The sequence below is a fragment of the Brevundimonas sp. DW-iso22 genome (assembly GCF_058725425.1).
The window spans coordinates 1-19,104 of sequence record NZ_JBZXEB010000003.1 but is presented as its reverse complement, the minus strand read 5'-3'; the positions used below and the strand labels follow the sequence as shown (position 1 = coordinate 19,104).

At 65.5% G+C, this 19,104-nt stretch carries 18 protein-coding genes; 10 read left to right on the top strand and 8 right to left on the bottom strand.

Annotated elements, in window-relative coordinates:
* Positions 1 to 47 precede the first annotated feature (47 nt).
* Together phaR and AC4PRM_RS03700 are read left to right on the top strand one after the other, a co-directional pair.
* Positions 48 to 656 (top strand): polyhydroxyalkanoate synthesis repressor PhaR, encoded by a 609-nt coding sequence (gene phaR / locus AC4PRM_RS03705; protein ID WP_487921059.1) that lies wholly within the window; start codon positions 48 to 50, stop codon positions 654 to 656.
* Position 657: 1 nt separating this feature from the next.
* The gene (locus tag AC4PRM_RS03700; RefSeq protein ID WP_492038838.1) at positions 658 to 1,011 is read left to right on the top strand and encodes a hypothetical protein; all 354 of its coding nucleotides are present in this window, start codon (positions 658 to 660) and stop codon (positions 1,009 to 1,011) included.
* A gap of 171 nt (positions 1,012 to 1,182) precedes the next feature.
* Here the strand turns inward: AC4PRM_RS03700 and AC4PRM_RS03695 are convergent, their stop codons facing one another.
* Entirely contained in the window at positions 1,183 to 1,614 is a 432-nt protein-coding gene (locus AC4PRM_RS03695) for a hypothetical protein (RefSeq protein ID WP_492038837.1), read from the bottom strand.
* 80 nt (positions 1,615 to 1,694) lie between these two features.
* Positions 1,695 to 2,423: a glycosyltransferase family 2 protein gene (locus tag AC4PRM_RS03690; protein ID WP_492038836.1), complete on the bottom strand. Its 729-nt coding sequence runs from the start codon at positions 2,421 to 2,423 to the stop codon at positions 1,695 to 1,697.
* A 91-nt stretch (positions 2,424 to 2,514) separates the two neighbouring features.
* Between AC4PRM_RS03690 and AC4PRM_RS03685 the strand changes: the two genes are divergently transcribed.
* The 3 genes from AC4PRM_RS03685 to AC4PRM_RS03675 all read left to right on the top strand — a co-directional run bounded on the left by AC4PRM_RS03685 (position 2,515) and on the right by AC4PRM_RS03675 (position 6,831).
* A complete protein-coding gene (locus AC4PRM_RS03685; RefSeq protein WP_373257065.1) occupies positions 2,515 to 4,413 on the top strand; it encodes an ArnT family glycosyltransferase in 1,899 nt (632 codons plus the stop codon).
* Entirely contained in the window at positions 4,410 to 5,327 is a 918-nt protein-coding gene (locus tag AC4PRM_RS03680) for a hydroxymethylglutaryl-CoA lyase (RefSeq protein ID WP_492038835.1), read from the top strand. Before AC4PRM_RS03685 ends, AC4PRM_RS03680 begins: the two co-directional genes overlap by 4 nt.
* A gap of 283 nt (positions 5,328 to 5,610) precedes the next feature.
* Entirely contained in the window at positions 5,611 to 6,831 is a 1,221-nt protein-coding gene (locus AC4PRM_RS03675; protein WP_492038834.1) for an RtcB family protein, read from the top strand.
* Positions 6,832 to 6,871: 40 nt separating this feature from the next.
* Here the strand turns inward: AC4PRM_RS03675 and putA are convergent, their stop codons facing one another.
* A complete protein-coding gene (gene putA, locus AC4PRM_RS03670; RefSeq protein WP_492038833.1) occupies positions 6,872 to 10,015 on the bottom strand; it encodes a bifunctional proline dehydrogenase/L-glutamate gamma-semialdehyde dehydrogenase PutA in 3,144 nt (1,047 codons plus the stop codon).
* A gap of 110 nt (positions 10,016 to 10,125) precedes the next feature.
* On the opposite strand from putA, the gene AC4PRM_RS03665 reads away from it, so the two are divergent.
* From AC4PRM_RS03665 to AC4PRM_RS03645, 5 genes are all read left to right on the top strand, one after another.
* The gene (locus AC4PRM_RS03665) at positions 10,126 to 10,587 is read left to right on the top strand and encodes an Lrp/AsnC ligand binding domain-containing protein (protein ID WP_492039182.1); all 462 of its coding nucleotides are present in this window, start codon (positions 10,126 to 10,128) and stop codon (positions 10,585 to 10,587) included.
* A 71-nt stretch (positions 10,588 to 10,658) separates the two neighbouring features.
* Positions 10,659 to 11,744, top strand: a complete 1,086-nt coding sequence (locus tag AC4PRM_RS03660) for a glycosyltransferase family 4 protein (protein WP_492038832.1) — start codon at positions 10,659 to 10,661, stop codon at positions 11,742 to 11,744.
* Between the two features lie 53 nt (positions 11,745 to 11,797).
* Positions 11,798 to 12,148, top strand: coding sequence for a ribonuclease (locus AC4PRM_RS03655; protein WP_492038831.1), 351 nt, complete (start codon positions 11,798 to 11,800; stop codon positions 12,146 to 12,148).
* A 115-nt stretch (positions 12,149 to 12,263) separates the two neighbouring features.
* Positions 12,264 to 12,758 carry a hypothetical protein gene (locus AC4PRM_RS03650; RefSeq protein ID WP_492038830.1) on the top strand — a complete coding sequence of 165 codons (495 nt, stop codon included), beginning with the start codon at positions 12,264 to 12,266 and terminating at the stop codon, positions 12,756 to 12,758.
* The gene (locus AC4PRM_RS03645; protein WP_492038829.1) at positions 12,755 to 13,567 is read left to right on the top strand and encodes a phosphatase PAP2 family protein; all 813 of its coding nucleotides are present in this window, start codon (positions 12,755 to 12,757) and stop codon (positions 13,565 to 13,567) included. The genes AC4PRM_RS03650 and AC4PRM_RS03645 overlap by 4 nt, the downstream gene beginning before the upstream one ends.
* 3 nt (positions 13,568 to 13,570) lie before the next feature.
* On the opposite strand, the gene aguB is transcribed toward AC4PRM_RS03645, so the two are convergent.
* From aguB to msrA, 5 genes are all read right to left on the bottom strand, one after another.
* Positions 13,571 to 14,437 (bottom strand): N-carbamoylputrescine amidase, encoded by an 867-nt coding sequence (gene aguB, locus AC4PRM_RS03640; RefSeq protein ID WP_492038828.1) that lies wholly within the window; start codon positions 14,435 to 14,437, stop codon positions 13,571 to 13,573.
* Positions 14,437 to 15,438: an agmatine deiminase family protein gene (locus tag AC4PRM_RS03635; protein ID WP_492038827.1), complete on the bottom strand. Its 1,002-nt coding sequence runs from the start codon at positions 15,436 to 15,438 to the stop codon at positions 14,437 to 14,439. The genes aguB and AC4PRM_RS03635 overlap by 1 nt, the downstream gene beginning before the upstream one ends.
* A 184-nt stretch (positions 15,439 to 15,622) precedes the next feature.
* A complete protein-coding gene (locus tag AC4PRM_RS03630) occupies positions 15,623 to 18,157 on the bottom strand; it encodes a TonB-dependent receptor (protein WP_373257079.1) in 2,535 nt (844 codons plus the stop codon).
* Between the two features lie 166 nt (positions 18,158 to 18,323).
* Positions 18,324 to 18,467, bottom strand: a complete 144-nt coding sequence (locus tag AC4PRM_RS03625; protein ID WP_492038826.1) for a peptide-methionine (S)-S-oxide reductase — start codon at positions 18,465 to 18,467, stop codon at positions 18,324 to 18,326.
* Positions 18,460 to 18,855, bottom strand: coding sequence for a peptide-methionine (S)-S-oxide reductase MsrA (gene msrA, locus AC4PRM_RS03620; protein WP_492038825.1), 396 nt, complete (start codon positions 18,853 to 18,855; stop codon positions 18,460 to 18,462). The genes AC4PRM_RS03625 and msrA overlap by 8 nt, the downstream gene beginning before the upstream one ends.
* Positions 18,856 to 19,104 lie beyond the last annotated feature (249 nt).

Below are 19,104 nucleotides of genomic sequence, written 5' to 3'. Positions count from 1 at the left end.
CTGCGGGATAGTGCGCGCCAGAACAATAAAATGTCAGGGAACGCAGCGTGGCCGACAAGAAATCCGGGACCGACAAGAACGGCACCGTCATCATCAAGAAATACGCCAACCGTCGGCTCTACAACACCGCAACCTCGGCCTATGTGACGCTGGAAGATCTGGCCAAGATGGTCCGCGATGGCGTCGAGTTCGTGGTCTATGACGCCAAGACCGAGGACGACCTGACCCGTCAGATCCTGACCCAGATCATCTTCGAAGAAGAGAGCCGGGGCGAGGCTCTGCTGCCCGTACAGTTCCTGCGTCAGTTGATCGGCTTCTACGGCGGCCAGATGCAGGGCGTGCTGCCCAGCTATCTGGAGATGTCGCTGGACAGCTTCACCCGCCAGCAGGAGCAGATCAGGGGTCAGTTCTCCAAGGCCTTCGGGGCGACGCCGGGCGCAGGCCTGATGGACGAGGCCGTCAAGCGCAACATGGCCATGTTCAGCGAGGCCATGAAGATGTGGCCCGGTTTCGGTGCCGTCATGCCCAAGGCTCCGGCCGCCTCCGAAACCCCGCCGCCCATGACCGACCCCCTGGCCATGATGCAGCGTCAGATGGAAGAGATGCGCGATCAACTGGATCGACTGGCGGGGGTAAAGCCGGGCAAGGCGGAATGACATGAGCGACGACGTTCGCCCCATCTCTGCGGTCCAGCCGCGCGAGCGTCGATCCAGCCAGCGACGGGGCGAGGAGCGCCGGGCCGAAGCGATGCAGGCGCGCCGTGAGGTGGTTCCGGTCGGACCCGTCATGGATCACGAACCCAGCCCGGCAAGACCTGCCCCTACGTCGCCCGTCGATGCGTCGCCTGCCGCCTTTGCCGCCCAGCTGCTGGGCCAGTCAGGTCAGAAGCGTGGGCTGAAGGGTGGCCCGCCTGTGCTGGGCGCGGCTCGAAACACCTATCTGGGCGCGGAATATTCGGGACCGTCGGAGCGGCGGCCGCTGCCGGGCAAGGCAACCGACACCGACATCTGATCGCGGCACGGTCCTTGCTGGTGATGGGGCTGATCGCCCATCTGCCGGACACCCGCCATGCTCACCTTCCTCGCCCGCGCCTTTGATGTGACCGTGGTTGCGGTGCTGTTCGTCGGCTTTTCTTGATTTAGCCCTATCGCCTAGCGGCTACTTGAGGGCGACTGCGCAGCGTCACCGACCCGCGCCGAAGTCCAGGTCCTTGCGCGACGAGATGATCGTTACGATGAACCCGGCCAGCACGTCCAGCAGGACCATCGTTCCGATCAGGAAGAAGGTCGAGGTCGCGAACCCGCGCAGCAGCAGGAACTCGACCAGGCAGACCACCAGCAGGATCATCGACAGGGCGTGATTGACGATGGCGATCCGCTGGCTGGACGTCGACTTCAACAGCTCGAAGAACAGCAGCACCAGCGACAGCAGCAGGATCAGATCGCCGGCACCCACGCTCCAGTCCGCGCCCGAGGCCATGGGGATGGAGAAGATCGGATCGCGCAGGATGGCATCTGCGCCTGCGCCCATGCCGCCGTCGCCCATCAGTCCGCTCAGGACCACGATGTTGTAGAGCACCACCGGAATGACCAGCAGCGGCAGGGCGATCAGCATGACAGGCTCCCCGAGCATGGACGCGAGCGCCGCGTCCAAGAGCCATGCTTAACGCAAGGCGATGCCCTTCGCCATTGGCCTCAAAACTCCGAGATCGACCCCGGTTGGCGCGAGCGCGATTTCAGCCAGACCACGCCCATCAGGTCCGAGACCGAGGCCATCAGCCGTCCCCAGTTGGTGTATTTCGACTGGCCGACCTCGCGGTGACGGTGGTCCACGTCCAGATACAGGTTCTGATAGCCCTCGCGGATCATCAGGGCCGGCAGGTAGCGGTGGATGTGATCGAAATAGGGAAGCCGCAGGAAGAGGTCGCGCCGAAAGGCCTTAAGCCCACAACCCGTATCGTCGGCATCGTCGGCCAGCAGCTTCTTGCGGATGCGGTTGGCCCAGCGCGAGGCCCAGCGTTTGGCCTCCGAATCCTGACGATTTGATCGCACACCGCCCACCAGGCCGACGGTGGCGGGTGATGCGGCCAGAAGGTCGGCCAGTCGGGGGGCATCGGCCGGGGGGTTCTGGCCGTCGCCGTCCAGGGTCACCACGATGGGCGCGCGAGCCGCCAGGACGCCCGTACGCACGGCCCGGCTCTGGCCCGCATTGGTCGCGTGGCTGAGCACCCGCAGCGTCGGCAGTTCGGCCATCAGGCTGCGCAGTTCGGCCAGGGTGTCGTCGCGTGAGGCATCGTCGACGAAGACCATCTCGTAGGATCGGCCCTCGAAGGCCTCGGCGATCTCGCGGGCCAGCGGCGCGGCCGCCCCCTGTTCGTTATGGACAGGGACGACGACGGAAATGTCGGGCAGGGCTTCGTTCATCAACCGTGTCTAGCCGAGTTCGGGCGCGTGGGGGAGGGGCCGGAATGTGCAGGCATGACGAAGGCCGGAGGGGCGTGTAAGGACGTTCATCATGATGCGTCTCGACTTTGATCGTTACATCGCCGGCTGGCGTGGCCCGCTGCTCGCAGCCTTTGTGGCCCTGTTCGCCGGCCTGCCGGTGGTCATGCTGTTGCCGCCGCTGGATCGCGATGAGAGCCGCTATGCCCAGGCGACGTCGCAGATGCTGCAAAGCGGTGACTATGTCGACATCCGTTTTCAGGATGATCCGCGCTGGAAAAAGCCGGTCGGCATCTACTGGATGCAGGCGGTGGCCGTGTCTGTCACCTCGGGCGTCGAGGCACGAGACATCTCGGCCTATCGCATCCCCTCGCTGCTGGCGGCCATGCTGGCGGCGGCCGCGTGCGCCTGGGCGGGGGCGGCGATGTTCGGCCAGCGCGCGGGGTTCCTGGCCGGAGCGATGCTGGGGGCCAGTTTCCTGCTGTCGACCGAAGCGGGGATCGCCAAGACCGACGCCATGCTCTGCGCCGCCGTGACCCTGTCGATGGCGGGTCTGGCGCGTGTGTATCTGGCGCGGCGGGCGGGCGAGATACCCCTGAGACCGCACAAGCTGATGTTCTGGTTCGGGCTGGGGTTGTCGATACTGATCAAGGGGCCGATCGGCCTGATTGTCGTAGCGCCGGCCATAATCGCGTTGTCGATCTGGGACCGCGACTTCAAATGGCTGCGCAGCCTGGGCTGGGGCTGGGGTCTGCCGCTGGTCGCCCTGATCGTCGGGCCGTGGGCCATCGCCATCACCATCGCCACCGATGGCGGCTTCTGGCGCGAGGCTATCGTCGGCGACCTGGCCCCCAAGATCGCGGGCGGACATGAAAGCCACGGGGCCTGGCCGGGCTATTTCCTGCTGCTGGCCCCGGTCCTGCTGTTCCCGGCCACCTTGGTACTGCCCGCGGCCCTGTCGACCTGCTGGCATCGACGCGCCGAGCCCGCTGTGCGGTTCCTGGTCTGCTGGCTGGTGCCGGCCTGGCTGATCTTCGAGCTGACGCCGACCAAGCTGGCGCATTACACCCTGCCGACCTTCGGCGCGATCGCCCTGCTGGCGGCGGCCGCCCTGACCCAGCCGATCGGCAAGGTGTCGCGCATCACGGGGGCAGCGCTGGCGCTGTTAGCCGGCCTGGTCGTCGTCCTCATCACCGTCTATGGCCTGACAGAGTTCGGACGGTCGACGGCCCAGACCTGGGCAACCCTGACCATCGTCTTTGCGGCTCTTGCGGCCCTGGTCGGGGCATTCCTGCTGATGCACCGGGCGGCGGTGACGGCGGTGCTGATCTCGATCACCCTGGGCCTGGTGGCCCATGCAGGGCTGGCTGGGACCATCCGCCAGCTCAAACCGCTGGCCATCGCGCCGCAACTGGTCGAGGTGTTGGGCAATGCCGACCTGCTGCCCAGTCAGGGTCGTAATGGGCCGGTCGCCATCACCGGCTTTCACGAGCCCAGCTTCGTCTTCCTGACCGGGAAAGATACCGAGTTGACGGACGCGGCGGGGGCCGCTGCCGCCCTGGCCGAGGGGCGACCTGTCATCGTTGAGGCCCACGACGCCGATGCCTTCCGGGCCGCCAGCACTGCCCTGAACGTCACCGGGCGGGAGGTCGGGGTCGTGCGCGGCCACAACTATTCGCAGGGCGATGACGTGACTCTGACCGTCTATGCGCCGCCGGAACGGGTCCGGCCGACCCTGCGGCGATCCGCTCCGACACCGCTGGAGGTCGAGACGACCACCGAGGACGGCGTCGATCCGGCCTCCATCACCGAAGACCCGCCCGAGACTGCCCTGGTGCCTGCGCCCGGGCCGGACGAGCCTCCTGTGGTCATCGTGCCTGCGCCGGGTCAGGCCGTTGCACCGGCCCCGGCTCCTGTTGCGGGACCAACACCGGCTCCGCCGCCCGCTGCCACGCCAGAGTCCGCTCGGTGAGCCGGCCTGTCACTATCGTCGAGGTCGGTCCCCGCGACGGACTTCAGAACGAAAAGGCGGTGCTGGAACCCGCTGTCCGCGCCGATCTGGTCCGACGGCTCGAGGGGGCGGGCGCGCGGCGGATCGAAGCTGTCAGCTTCGTCCATCCGAAGTATGTGCCGCAGATGGCCGGGGCCGAAGAGGTCATGGCCGCCCTGCCTCATCAGCCGGGACGCAGCCGCATCGGCTTGGTACTGAACGGCAAGGGCTATGACCGCGCGCTCGGTACGGCGGTGGACGAGGTCAATGTGGCCATGAGTGCCACCGACGGCTTTGGCCTCAAGAATCAGGGGCTGTCGGTGGATCAGCAGGTCCAGATGCTGGCCGACATCGTCGCCGGCCGCGCCAATGGCGAAAGCTCGTCCGGCGGGACGCCGTCCCTGTCGGCGACCCTGTCGTGCGTCTGGGGCTGCCCGTTCGACGGCGAGGTCTCGGTGGATCAGGTCGCCGAGCTCGTCGGCCGGATCGCGGCCATGGGCGTCGCCGAAATCGCCTTGGCCGACACGATCGGCGTGGGCAATCCGTGGGCCGTGACCCGCATGGTCGAGGCGGCCCGCAAGGCCGCGCCGGATACGACCCTGCGACTGCATTTCCACGACACCCGCAACACCGGTCTGGCCAATGCCTATGCAGGTGTCGAGGCCGGAGTGGACGTGCTGGACGCCTCGGTTGGCGGCATAGGCGGCTGTCCCTTCGCGCCGGGGGCCACCGGCAATATCGCCACCGAGGACCTGGTCTATATGCTGGAGCGTGCGGGGTTCACCACCGGCTACGATCTGAATGCCCTGATCGAGACGGCCCGCTGGATCGGCGACAAGATCGGCCGCCCGGCCCCGAGCGCGCTCAGTCGGGCCGGGGGCTGGCCGAATGGCTGAAGGATTTTCGGGCTGGCTTTCTCAACAGGCTTCGGATATCAGCGGCCTCCCGAAAACGAGACGACCATGTTCATCTATCGCTCCAATGCAAGCCTGCCTATGCAGCTCGACCGCCAGCCGGTCGAGGGCAATGGCGCGCGTGTGGAGGAAGCATAGGAACAGAGGTCCATCGACTTCGGTTTTTCCAGCAACCCCTCTCGCCATCGGCCGGAGGGGTTTCTTGTATCCGCAAGGCGCCTGACGGTCGGTCCGAGAGGATCAGACAGAGAAGGAGACGTCGGCCATGCGTGGCTATGACGTGATCGACGACCCGGGCCATGTGCCGATCAAGGCCTGGACCCGTGGGGTGCCCATCGAGGATGCGGCGCTCAAACAACTGAAGAACGTGGCCTCGCTGCCGTTCATCCACAAACACGTCGCGGTCATGCCCGATGTGCACTGGGGCATGGGCGCGACTGTGGGATCCGTGATCCCAACCGTGGGGGCCATCATCCCGGCCGCCGTGGGCGTGGACATCGGCTGCGGCATGATGGCTGTGCGGACCTCGATCCGCGCCGAACACCTGCCGGACGATCTGTCGGGCATCCGCTCCGCCATCGAGGCGGCTGTTCCGCACGGCCGTACCGATAATGGCGGGCGAAACGACAAGGGTGCATGGGCCGGCGGGCCGCCGGCTTCGGCGGTCACCCGCTGGGCGGACCTCAAGGCCGGCTACGACGCCGTGGTGGATAAACACCCCAAGGCCGCGCATCCGCGTGGCTTTGGCCACCTGGGCACTCTGGGCACGGGCAACCACTTCATCGAGCTTTGCCTCGATGAGGCGGGCGACGTGTGGGTGATGCTGCACTCTGGCTCGCGCGGGGTGGGAAACCGGTTCGGGACCTATTTCATCGAGCGGGCCAAGCATGAAGCCCGGCGCTGGTTTCTGAACCTGCCGGATCAGGACCTCGCCTACTTCCCGGAAGGCTCGGAGGGCTTCAACGACTACGTCAAGGCGGTGTCGTGGGCGCAGAAGTATGCCCGCGCCAACCGCGAGGTGATGATGGACAGCGTCCTGAACGTGCTGCGCGCGTTCTGGCCGGATCTGGAGACGACGAAGGAAGCGGTGAACTGCCACCACAACTACGTCTCGAAGGAGCGCCACTTCGGCAAGGACGTGTTCCTGACCCGGAAGGGTGCGGTGTCGGCCAAGCTGGATGAACTGGGCATCATCCCCGGCTCGATGGGGGCGAAATCCTTCATCGTGCGCGGCAAGGGCAATGCGGACTCGTTCTGCACCTGCTCACACGGTGCTGGTCGGGCGATGAGCCGGACCGAGGCCAAGCGCCGCTTCACGATCGAGGACCACGTCCGCGCCACCGAAGGCGTCGAGTGCCGCAAGGACGCCGAGGTGATCGATGAAACGCCGATGGCCTACAAGGATATCGACGCGGTCATTGCGGCACAGAGCGACCTGATCGAGGTCGTGCACACCCTGCGTCAGGTGGTGTGCGTCAAGGGATGACGGGAGCCGGTTCCACGCCAGTGGAGCCGGCTTTCGTCGTTCAGAGATTCAACAGCGCCGGGTCGCCGCCCTGCGCCGAGATGTTGTTGCTGATCGCCTTTTCCGCCGCATAGCGGATCAGGCTGTTGGGGCCGCCGGCCTTCGGACCGGTGCCGGACAGGCCCTCGCCGCCGAAGGGCTGGACGCCCACGACCGCGCCGGTGATCGAGCGGTTGATGTAGACATTGCCGGCGGGAACCAGGCGGATCACTTCCTCGGCAAAGGCTTCGATACGGCTGTGCACACCGAGCGTCAGGCCATAGCCGCGCGCGGCCAGCTTGCCGGCGACGGTCTTCAGGTCCTTGGGCTCATAGCGATAGATGTGCAGGATCGGGCCAAAGACCTCGCGCTCTAGGAAGTCTGGCGTGGGTATCTCGGCTATGGTCGGGGCGAAGAGGTCGCCGCGTTCCGAACCTGAGGGCAGGGTGGCGCGGGCGATGACCTTGGCCTCCTTGCGCAGGCGGGCGACGTGGGCCTCCAGCAGGGCGCGGCTCTCGGCGTCGATGACCGGGCCGATGTCGGTGGCGGGATCGGTCGGGTCGCCTACGACCTGAACGGCCAGAGCGCCCTTCAGCCCCTCGATCAGGGCATCGGCACCCTCCTTGGGCACATAGACGATGCGCAGGGCCGAGCAGCGCTGGCCCGCAGAGCCGAAGGCCGAGTTGATGACGTCGTCGATGACCTGTTCGCGCAGGGCGGTGGAGTCCACGAACATGCCGTTCAGACCACCGGTCTCGGCGATGAAGGGAATGATGGCACCGGGCCGCGCGGCGATGGCGCGGTTGATCGCATAGGCGGTGTCGGTGCCGCCCGTGAAGGCCACGCCGTCAATGGCCGGATGGGAAACCAGCGTCGCGCCCACCGTCTCGCCACGACCGGGGACCAGGGCCAGCAGGTCGGGGTGCAGGCCCGCCTTGTGGAACAGGCGTACGGCCTCGGCAGCGATCAGAGGGGTCTGTTCTGCGGGCTTGGCCAGGACGGCATTCCCGGCGGCCAAGGCGGCTGCGATCTGGCCGGTGAAGATGGCCAGGGGGAAGTTCCAGGGGCTGATGCAGGCAAAGATACCGCGACCGTGCAGGACCAGCTGGTTGATCTCCCCGACCGGACCTTTTAGCTCCTCGCGTCCGCCGAAATCACGTTCGGCCAGCATGGCGTAGTAGCGGCAGAAGTCGGCAGCCTCGCGCACCTCGGCCACGCCGTCGTTCAGGGTCTTGCCCGCCTCACGGGCCAGCAGGGCGATCAGCCGGTCCATGTCGGCCTCCAGCGCATCGGCCATGGCGCGCAGGATCGGGGCGCGGCCTGCGCCGCCCTTGCGATCCCAGGCGACCTGGGCCTTGGCAGCGGCGTTCAGGGCCGTGTCGATTTCTGCCGGCGTGGCCTCGGACACATGGCCCAGCACCTGGTGGCGATCCAGTGGATTGGTTACGTCCTGAGGGTCGGTCCCGGCCTGAAGCCGACCGCCGATGAGCGGGCCCGAGTTGAACTTCTCGCTGTCGACCTCGGCCAGAGCCAGGGCGTGGCGCTCGCGGTCGGCGCTCTGTGAATAGTCGCGGCCCAGCGAGTTCTGGCGGTCCATGTACATGTCCTTGGGGGTGGGGATCTTGGCGTGGCGGTCGGGATGGGCCTCGACCTCGAAGATGGGGTCGGCGGCGACGGTGGAGGCAGGGATGCGCTCGTCCAGCAGGGCATGCACGAAGGAGGAGTTGGCCCCATTCTCGAGCAGACGGCGCACCAGATAAGGCAGCAGTTCCTCATGCCCGCCGACGGGGGCATAGCCGCGCACGACGATCTTCTCCGCGCCCCACATCTCGGCTGCGGCATCGTAAAGCGCCTCGCCCATGCCGTGCAGGCGCTGGAACTCCATCTTCACCCCGGCGCGATTGGCCATGTAGTGGACGGCGGCCAGGGACGTGGCGTTGTGGGTGGCGAACTGGCCATACAGATGCGGCGAGGCGTCCAGTATGGCCTGGGCACAGACCAGATAGTTCAGGTCGGTCGCGGCCTTGGTCGTGAAGACGGGATAATCGATACGGCCCATGACCTGGGCCCGCTTGATCTCGGTATCCCAGTATGCCCCCTTGACCAGCCGCACCATGATCCGGCGACCCGAGGTTTCGGCCAGGGCGGCGACGCGCGCGATCACCTCGGGGGCCCGCTTCTGATAGGCCTGGACCGCCAGGCCCAGTCCCTTCCACTCACCCAGGTCCGGGTCGTTGGCCAGCCTGTCCAGCAGCTTCAACGACAGGGCCAGACGGTCGGCTTCCTCGGCATCCATGCAGAAGTTGATGTCATAGGAGGCCGCGATCAGGGCGAGGCGTTTGACGCGAGGATACAGTTCTTCCCAGACGCGCGCCTCGTGCGTGGCCTCATAGCGGGGCGACAGGGCCGACAGCTTGACCGAGACGCCGTGGCCCGTCTGGGGCCCGCGCATGTCCGGCCGCGACGGCATGGCCTTGCCGACGCCGTGGATGGCCTCGGCATAAACCTTTTCATAGCGTTCGGCGTCGGCAACGGTGCGGGCACCCTCGCCCAGCATGTCGAAGCTGCACAGCCACTTCTCACGATTGGCCCGCTTCAGCGCCCCGTTGATCGTGCGGCCGACGACGAACTGCTCGCCCATCATGCGCACGGCGGCGGCGACGGCCTGACGGATCACCGGCTCGCCGATGCGGCCCGCCACGCGCCGCAGGAAGCCGGGCAGGTCGCGACGGGCATCCTCATCCACATCGACCAGACGACCGGTCAGCATCAGGCCCCAGGTCGAGGCGTTGACAAACAGGCTGTCGGACTGCCCCAGATGTTTGGCCCAGTCGGCCGAGCCGATCTTTTCGGCGATCAGCCGGTCGCGGGTCTCCTCGTCCGGCACGCGCAGCAGGGCCTCTGCCAGACACATCAGCGCCAGCCCTTCGCGGGTCCCCAGCGAAAACTCCTGCAAGAAGCTTTCGACCACGCCCTGTTGATCGGCCGATTCACGTGCGCCCTCGACCAGTCGGGTCGCGACCTCCAGCACCTTGGCCCGCTCGGCGGAGTCTAGAGGAATACGGGCGAGATTGGCGGCCACGGCCTCTCGCTCATCGGAGAATTTGCCGTGGTCCAGCGTGTCCCATCCGGCGACGCTTGAGGGGGAGAAGTCGGCGGTGGTCATGCTTGAAATTGTCCTGGTGTCACGGCGCATATATGGCGGAGATGACCGAATGTGCATCGTATGATAAGCGGCTGAAACGAAGGATGTTCCGGCAAAAGGGTCTCTCGCCGATGGAAGCTCTGGATGCCGTGGACCGCCGCCTGTTGCGAGTCCTTCAGGACGATGGCCGTATCTCCAATGCGGAGCTGGCCCGGCGTTGTAACCTGTCACCCGCCGCCTGTTTCGAGCGGATGCGGCGGCTGCGCGAGAAGAAGGTCATCACCGGCTATGCGGCCCTGATCAACCCGGCCAAGGTCGGGCGCGGCCTGATGATCTTCGTCGAGGTGCTGCTGGACCGCACGACGGGCGACATGTTCGAAGCCTTCGCCGAGGCCATACGCCGTCAGCCCGAAGTGCTGGAGTGCCATATGGTGGCGGGCGGTTTCGACTATCTGATCAAGGCACGCGTCGGCGACATGGAGGCTTATCGCGCCTTTCTGGGAGACGTTCTGGTCAAGATGCCGGGCGTGCGCGAGACGCGAACCTATGCCGTCCTCGAAGAGGTGAAGTCGACGACGGCCTTGCCGCTTTGACCCAGTCTCGCCAACGTCACCGCAAACCGCTAGACCGTCCCTCCGATCAACGGCGGAGCCAACTGGCCCACATGCGCATCGTTCTGGCCACCGACGCCTGGGAGCCCCAGGTCAACGGCGTCGTCCGTACCCTGACCCGGACCATCGCGGAATGCCGCGGCATGGGCCATGAGGTCGAGGTCATCGAGCCCAGTCAATTCAAGACCATTCCCTGCCCGACCTATCCGGAAATCCGCCTGGCTTTGGGTGCTGAAGAAGAGATCCGCGAACGCCTGCGCGCCTTTGAGCCCGAGGCGGTCCACATCGCCACCGAAGGGCCTATCGGGATCGCCACGCGGCGCATCTGCGTGGAGTGGAAACTGCCGTTCACGACCAGCTATCACACCAAATTCCCGGAGTACGTCTCGGCCCGATTCCCGATCCCGGTGCAGGTCGGCTACGCCTATATGAAGTGGTTCCACAAGCCGTCCGGGCGGCTGATGGTGGCGACGCCAACCTTGCGCGATGAGTTGATGGCGCACGGGTTCCGCAACGTCTCGCCCTGGACGCGGGGCGTGGATACCGAACAGTTCAATCCGGACCTCGAACGCATCTATGACGAACTGGGAGGCAAGGACTGGCCGCGCCCGTTCTTCCTCAACGTCGGCCGCGTCGCTGTCGAGAAGAACATCGAAGCCTTCCTGGAGCTGGATCTGCCCGGCACCAAGATCATCGTTGGTGACGGCCCGGCGCGCGCCGAGCTGAAAGAAAAATACCCGCAGGCCAAGTTCTTGGGCGCGAAGTTCGGCGAAGAGCTGGCGCGGTGCTTCCGTGACGCCGACGTCTTTGTCTTCCCCAGCTGGACCGACACCTTCGGCCTGGTGATCCTGGAGGCGATGGGCACGGGCACGCCGGTTGCCGCCTATCCGGCCCACGGCCCCATTGACATTATCCCGGGCTCCAGCGCCGGTGCCATCGACGATGATCTGAAGACTGCCTGCCTCAAGGCTCTGGAGTGTGATCGTGCGACGGTCCGCGCCTATGCCGAAAAGTTCAGTTGGCGGGCCTCGGCGGAGCAGTTCGTCGAGAACCTGCAGCCCTATCCTGAGCCTGACCGTGGCCGGTTCTGGCGCCGCCTGCGCCGGATCGCGCGACTGAGGCGCAAGGTCGCCGCCTGAGGGGAACCCCTGCGCTGCCATCGCGCTTTGTCGGAGACACCAAGGAGCGCGCCATGACCGATCAACAGCCCGATCCCAAGCCCCAGACCGACGACGCCGCTGAGGCCGACTCCATGGGCGAGAAACCCGATCTGGGACGCACGCCCGACGGCATGCGCGAGGCCCTGGACAGGGCCTTGTCAGGAACGGATTCGGGCTCCGATACGCGTGCGGGTTCTTTGCAAGGCGGCGCGGCGTCCGGTTCGGATGACGATCCGGACTCTGACATCATCAACAAGGCGCTGGCCAGTGAAGGCCGGGCCTCGGCAGAGCGCAATGCTGACCGCCCGGCAGACCCGGACCCTGTGAACAACACCGGCGACGACAAATCCGCCAAGGGCGAAGCCGACGCTGCGACCGGCTGAACACACTCGCCGCGCCGTCAGCATCCAGACACCGCGCGAACGCCAAGCCGCCTTGCCGCCGCCCCACCCTTGGGCCACGGTGAGCGGAACAATAGAATAACCAGGGACGTAAGGAATGAAGCGCATTTTCGCGGGCAGCGCAGTACTGGCGGCCCTGGCCGTGACAGCCTGTGGCGGAGATGCCGAACCCAAGGCCCCTGCGACGGATGATGTGGCGACCCCCGCAGCCGCGACTTCCACTGTAGAAGCCTCCTCCGGCACGACTGCGGTCTCTGCGGCCGTGCCCGCAGCACCCAACGCGCCGGACTTTGCCGTCCTCTACCCTGATGCGACGACAGTCGGCCCGGCAACGATCGCTCGCGGACCGACTGGGCCGGGCGGCATACTGACATTCACGACTGAGGCCGAACCTGATGCGGTTGTGACCTTCTATCGTGAGCAGGCCGAAGCGACGGGCCTGACAACCATTGCCTCGATGAACCAGGGCGGGGCTCGGGCCTATTCAGCCGGAGACGGTGCCAACGGGACCGGCAAACTGCTGAGCGTTGTCGCCACGCCAGGCGAAGATGGTCCCACCAATGTGCAACTGAGCTGGACCGCCGGGCGGTGAAACCCTTGGCGGGCCGACTGGCGGTGCCGCTGATTGGGGCGGTATTGGTCGCCGGTTGTGCTTCGACCCCCCTGGGTCAGACTGACTGGGTGGCAGGATATTTGAGCGCGGATCAGTCCGCTGCGCTCGCAGAAACCGTACCCAAAGCCCCATCCGCCAACAGCCCGGAACAGGCCCGCGATATCGCTCTATCCCAGCGCTTTCGCGCGCTGGAAGACACAGACCGCTGGTGGATGGCTACGGCCCATGCCGAGGTCCGGCCGCCGGAAGCGGCACAGCATTTCGACTGCGCCCTGGGCACGCGTCTGGCCGAACAGCCGCGCCCCGCGCTCGACCGCGTAATGGGGCGGTTGCTGGTCGATTCCAAGCGTCTTGCCGTTGATCTGGTTGCGCGCCATCCACGGCTGCGACCGCTCGCTGTGCCGGAGCGACGATCCTGCCAGCGGCTGAACGAGGCAAGCCGTTTAGGGGCCACCAGTTATCCGTCCGTAGCCGCCGTCGCAGGCGCGGCCTACGGCGAGATGTTCGCCGACCTGGCCCCGGACCGTGCTCTTACCGCCCGTCAGATGGGACAGGAGATCGGCTTCAGCCGTGCCGTCTGCGCGACCAACTGGCCCTCTGATGTCGCTGTAGGCCATGCCCTCGGCGTCGCTCTTTACGAGGCTTCATCGACCGAGGACGATTTCGCGCTCGATCTGGAGGCGGCGCGTGCCGAGCTCATCGCTGCGCGTGCCGAGGGCCTGACCAACCCCGGGTGTGCCTCTGAAGGTCTGGCCTTGGCGCAGGGTCAGGCTATTCTGGGGGACTAGGTCTCAGGCCGGTCGTGGGCTGGACAATGCCCCATACAACTCTGGACGGCGGTCGCGGAAGAAGCCCCAGGCCGCGCGGTAACGATCCAGGAAATCCAGATCGAAGGTGTGGACCAGCACGCCCTCCTCATCCTTCAACTGCTCGACCAGATCGCCGCGGTGATCGGCGATGAAGGAGTGGCCGTAGAAGGTCTGACCCACCTCGGTCACCGTCTCATGGCCGATGCGGTTGGCGGCGACCACGGGCGTCACATTCGACACGGCATGACCCTGCATCGCCCTTTGCCAGGGCAGGGCGGTGTCCAGGGTCTCGTCATGCGGTTCCGAGCCAATGGCGGTAGGATACATCAGGATGTCGGCACCCAGCAGGGCCATCGCCCGCGCCGATTCCGGATACCACTGGTCCCAGCAGATACCGACGCCGATCCGGCCGAAGCGGGTGTCCCAGACCTTGAAGCCCGTATCGCCTGGCCGGAAATAGTACTTCTCCTGATAGCCTGGGCCGTCGGGGATATGGCTCTTGCGATAGACGCCCAGTGCCTCGCCGTCGGCGTCCAGCATGACCAGAGAGTTGAAATAGTGGTGGCCCTCCTTCTCGAAGATCGAGACGGGGATGGCCACGCCCAGTTCCCGCGCCACCGGCTGCAACTGGACGACCGCCGGATGCTCGCGCCACGGATAGGCGGTGGCGAACCAGTGCTCCTCCTGGCTGACGCAGAAATAAGGCCCCTGGAACAGTTCACTGGGCAGGATGACCTGTGCGCCCTTGGCTGCGGCCTGACGGATCAGAGCGATCGTCTTGTCGATGTTCTCCTGCATGTCCGTGCCATAGGAGGTCTGGATGGCGGCGACGGAAATCGTGCGGGGCATCAGGCGGGCTCCTGCTGGGAGATGCAGTGGAACGACCCGCCGCCGGTCAGGATGTTGATCGAAGGCAGGGGAATGATCTCGCGGTCGGCGAAGACCGTCGCCAGTCCCTGACACGCCAGGTTAGCGGCGCGGGCGTCGCCATAGGTCGGCACGATTATCGCACCATTGGCGATCAGGAAGTTCATGTGGCTGGCCGGCACGGGCCTGCCGTCGGCATCGGCGACGAAGCCGGGCGAGGGCAGGGGCAGCAGGCGGATCGGCTGACCTTCGGCATCCGTCATGGTCGACAGCGTCCGCGCCAGATCGGCATAGGCGTCGTCATTGGGATCGCCCCGGCCCCAGGCCACAGGATGCGCGACCACGCCCGGCGCGACGAACCGGGCCAGATTGTCGACATGGCCGTCGGTGTGGTCGTTCAGCAAGCCGTTGCCCAGCCACAGTACCTTGCGTGCGCCAATCGCCTCGGCCAGCGCCGCCTCGGCCTTCTCCTCGGTCCAGTCGGCATTGCGATTGCGGTTCAGCAGGCATTGGCGTGTGGTCAGGACGGTGCCCTGACCGTCATGATCCAGTGCCCCGCCTTCCAGAATAAAGTCGTTGCGATCCAGCGGCACGCCCGAGGCCGCCCCGATCTGGGTGGCGACCGTGTCGTCGTGCTCCATCTCGAACTCGCCGCCCCAGCCGTTGAACTGGAACGCGGCTGCACGGGTCGATCCCGCCTTGAAGATCGGGCCGGTGTCCCTCAGCCAGATGTCCCCGAACAGACCGTCCACGACCTCGACATTGGCGACATCGGCGAACCGCGCCTTCGTTTCAGGAAATACATCCGGATGTCCGGTCATCAGCTTGACCTGCTCGCGTCCAGGTCCCGCCAGAGCCCGTACAAGAGCCTCCACCTCGGCGCGTGCCTCCTCCAGATTGTCCACCCACAGCTCGGCATGGCTGGGCCAGCCGACCCACATGGCCCGGTGCGGTGCCCATTCGGCGGGTATGGGGGTGGTCATGGCGAAAGCTGATCCTTGGAACGTCGGCGGGCAGACCGTGTGCGGACTGCGCCAGATAGACACCCCAGCCCGGGACTTCAACTCGCGCGGTCTGCGGGCGATCCCGTGGCAGGCATCAGCGCAAAGAAAAGAGGCGGCCCGTTTCCGGACCGCCTCAGTTCATTCAGTCGACGTTTGGGTTGGTTTAGAAGGCCACCCGCAGGGTCGCCGAGATCGTGCGCGGAGCGCCGACCGAAGCGAAGGGCTGGCTGAAGCCGGGCGTGCCCGGGGTCGCCGAGGCGCGCGTGCCCAGGTTGGCGTAGTACTGCTCGTCGAAGATGTTGTCGGCGTTCACCTGGATGAACGTTCCTTCGTAGCCGAACTGCGCCAGGTCGAACCGGACGTTGGCGTCGACGGTGGTGAAGGCGTCAACCTTGAAGTCGTTGACGTCGGTCACCCAGCGTTCGCCGGTATATTTGGCCTGAATGCCGGCTTCCAGATACGGGGTGAACTGGTAGCTGGCGCGTGCTGCCAGCATCCACTCCGGTGTCTCGACCAGTTCCTTGCCTTTGGTGGCAACGATCTGCGGAACGCCGCCAACGGTGTTGTTGACGTAATCGTCCTGCACTTCGGTGCTGATCCAAGTGGCCGAACCATACAGGCTCAGGGCTTCGATCGGCGACCAGCCGATGGAGCCTTCGGCACCGATACGCTCGACCGCACCGACGTTACGGTCGACGAACTGACCCAGATCCTCATCGAAGGAGCTGACGATACGGTTCTCTTCGTTGTTGGCGAACACCGAGACGGTGCCGACCAGGGTCGGGTTCGAGTAGCGGTAGCCCAGGTCGAAGTTCTGGGCATTCTCCGGCTGAACGGTCGGGTTACCGATCGAGCCGTCGGCGAAGCGGCGAACGCCGTAGAGGCTGTCCGTACGCGGAGCCGACAGGGTCTCGGCGTAGCTCACATAGACCGAGTGACCTTCGCCCCAACGGTACGAGGCACCGAAGTTGGGCAGGATGTCGTCGTACTTCACTTCGCGCGAATAGGGCGCAATGTAGACTGTATTGCTTGTGCCGAAGCGGACGTCACCGAACGGGATCGGAGCGGCTACGCCGCCAACCGGCAGGAAGGTCGTGATTGGCGTTTCGGTGGTGCAACGCACATTCGACGAAGAGTTCTGCGTGTAGCAGAAGTTGTTCAGCTCACGGGTGAAGAATGGAGCGCGGACACCGATGTTCAGGGTCAGAGCATCATCCATGAACTGACCACGGTACTCAACCGAGAACTGGTTCAACTCGGCGATCGAGAGACGGTCACGCGACCGAAGCTCGTAGCCGTCGAGGTTCACCACGCGGTTATTCTCGTCGTTGCGACCGCCGAACCAGTCGACGAAGCGAGGGTTGGTCGGGTTCGAGAAGTTCACGCGGCCGTACTGACCGGTCTGGCGGTGACGACCGAAGTCGAGCGCATAGGCGGCGCGCAGACGGTGGTTGTCGTTCAGGTCCCAGATCAGCGAGGTGTTCAGACCATAGCGGTGGGTGTTCGTGTTGGACGGCGTCATGACGCGAACGCGATCCAGAATGTCCCCGTCACCATTCAGGTCTACGCCGCCGGTGGCGAAGGACCCGCGCAGCAGGGCGTCATTTTCTGCCAGGACGGCCTGCTGGGTGCCGCCGTTTGCCAAGGTGTACTGGAATGACGGGTCAACCGTCAGGACCAGATTTTCAGCAAGGGTAAAGCGCGACTGGCCACGGATGCTGCCGGTGTTCGAGGGGTTGACGCGCAGACCGTAGAAGTTCGAGCCGTTGGCGTCGTTGTCTGCCAAGCCGTTGCGGAAGGTTGGCGCGATGTAGGTCGTGTCGAAATCGACGTCCCAACCGCGCGGGTCGGTTTCAACCTGCGGCAGGATCGAGCCGGTCGCCGTACCGAGGTTCGGACCGAGGTAGTTGTTATTGCGGTTCTCGTTGTAGTTACCTGACAGCGACAGGAAGTCGCCGTTGTCGCCCAGCGGCTGATAGATGCGGGCATTGAACTGCGTCTTTTGCAGATCGCCCAGACCCTTGAACTTGTCGTAGTCGGTCTTGGAGACGGCAAACCAGGCCGAGGTACCCCAAGGGCCGAACTCGCCAGAGTTGATCAGGAACATATACCGGCGGTAGTCGAAATCGCCAAACGAAGCCTGTCCCCAGCCGCTGAAATCGGCGGTCGGACGCAGGGTCACATAGTTGATGGTGCCGCCGGTGGCCGCAGCCGTCGGGCTGTCGACGTCGGTCGAACCGGTGTTGACCGTAGCGCGCTCGATCAGTTCCGGGTCCAGCTGCTGGTTGGTGTAGGTGGCATAGTTGCCGGTGTCGTTCAGCGGGATACCGTCAAACGTCAGCGAGACGCGGTTGCCGTCGAAGCCGCGCAGGCGGATGTTGCCGCCCGACGAACCGTAAGAGTCGGTGTTGGTGAAGCTGAGGCCCGGCGTCAGGTTCAGCGTCTGCAGGATCGTCTGGCCCGGCGTCTGGGTCGAGATGAATTCCTGGCTGATCGTGTTACGGGTCTTCGAAACGGTCTCGGCTGTGGCCAGGCCGTCGATATTGCGCGGTCCGCGCGTACCCGTCGCAACGACTTCACTCAGCTCGGTGGCTTCTGTCGTTTCCGAACCCGTCGATTGGGCCGAAGCGGCACCGGCCATAAGCAGGCCGCTGAACAGGGCGGTCGTCGCCCAGAACGCGCGTTTGCGGTTCATCATTATCATCTATCCCCAGATGGCTCGGGCGAAAGCGCCCACGCGCCGCTGACCGGCCCGTCTAAATCACGCTCCGTCTAGGGCCGGGATGGGAAGCTGCGACGACAGTCATGTGACAGCGGTGTGACAGTGACCGGGGGTTGCCGAAGGGCCACACCCCCTTGAACGCCTAACGATTCGCCGAGCCCCATACGGCCCGAAGCCGTGCGGCACGGCCGCAGAACCGGGTATAACCGCCATAGCGTGTGGGATTCAGGCGTGCGAAATCCTGATGATAGGCTTCTGCGGGCCAGAAGCGTGCGGCATCACGCACGGGTGTGACAAAACGCGCATTGCCGATAAGCTGCGCGGCGGCGCGGCGGCGCGGCGGCGCGGCGTGAGGCTTGGGCTGCCGGTTTCTGGGCGGCGGTCGCGAACACAGCCGTGGCATAGGGCGCGCCCTGGTCGCAGAACTGGCCGTCCGGGTCGGTAGGGTCTATCGTTCGCCAGAACCGATCAACCAGTTGGCGATAGGTAATCCGGGCCGGGTCGAACGTCACCTGGACCGCTTCGAGGTGGCCCGTATTCCCGCGGACCACCTGGTCATAGGTCGGGTTTGCAACGCGTCCCCCAGAGAAGCCGGAAACGGCAGATACGACGCCCGGTATCGCCTCGAAATTGGCCTCTACCGACCAGAAGCATCCCCCGGCGAAGACAGCCACTTCCCGGCGCCCACTGTCGTTAGCCTGAGTGCCGGTTGCAGATGTGGGCGCACTCTGGGCCGGTTCTCCCGGAGAACATGCCGCTACGGCGATGGCGAATAGAGCGGCGGAAAGACGAGTGCCCATAGGAAGACTCCTGCGACGGGGCGTCACCTCATCCTATACGGCGATCGGGAGCCGATGGTTTCATGTCCTTGACCACCCGCGCCAAACGACACCGCCCGCCCTCGTTTCCGAAGGCGGGCGGCG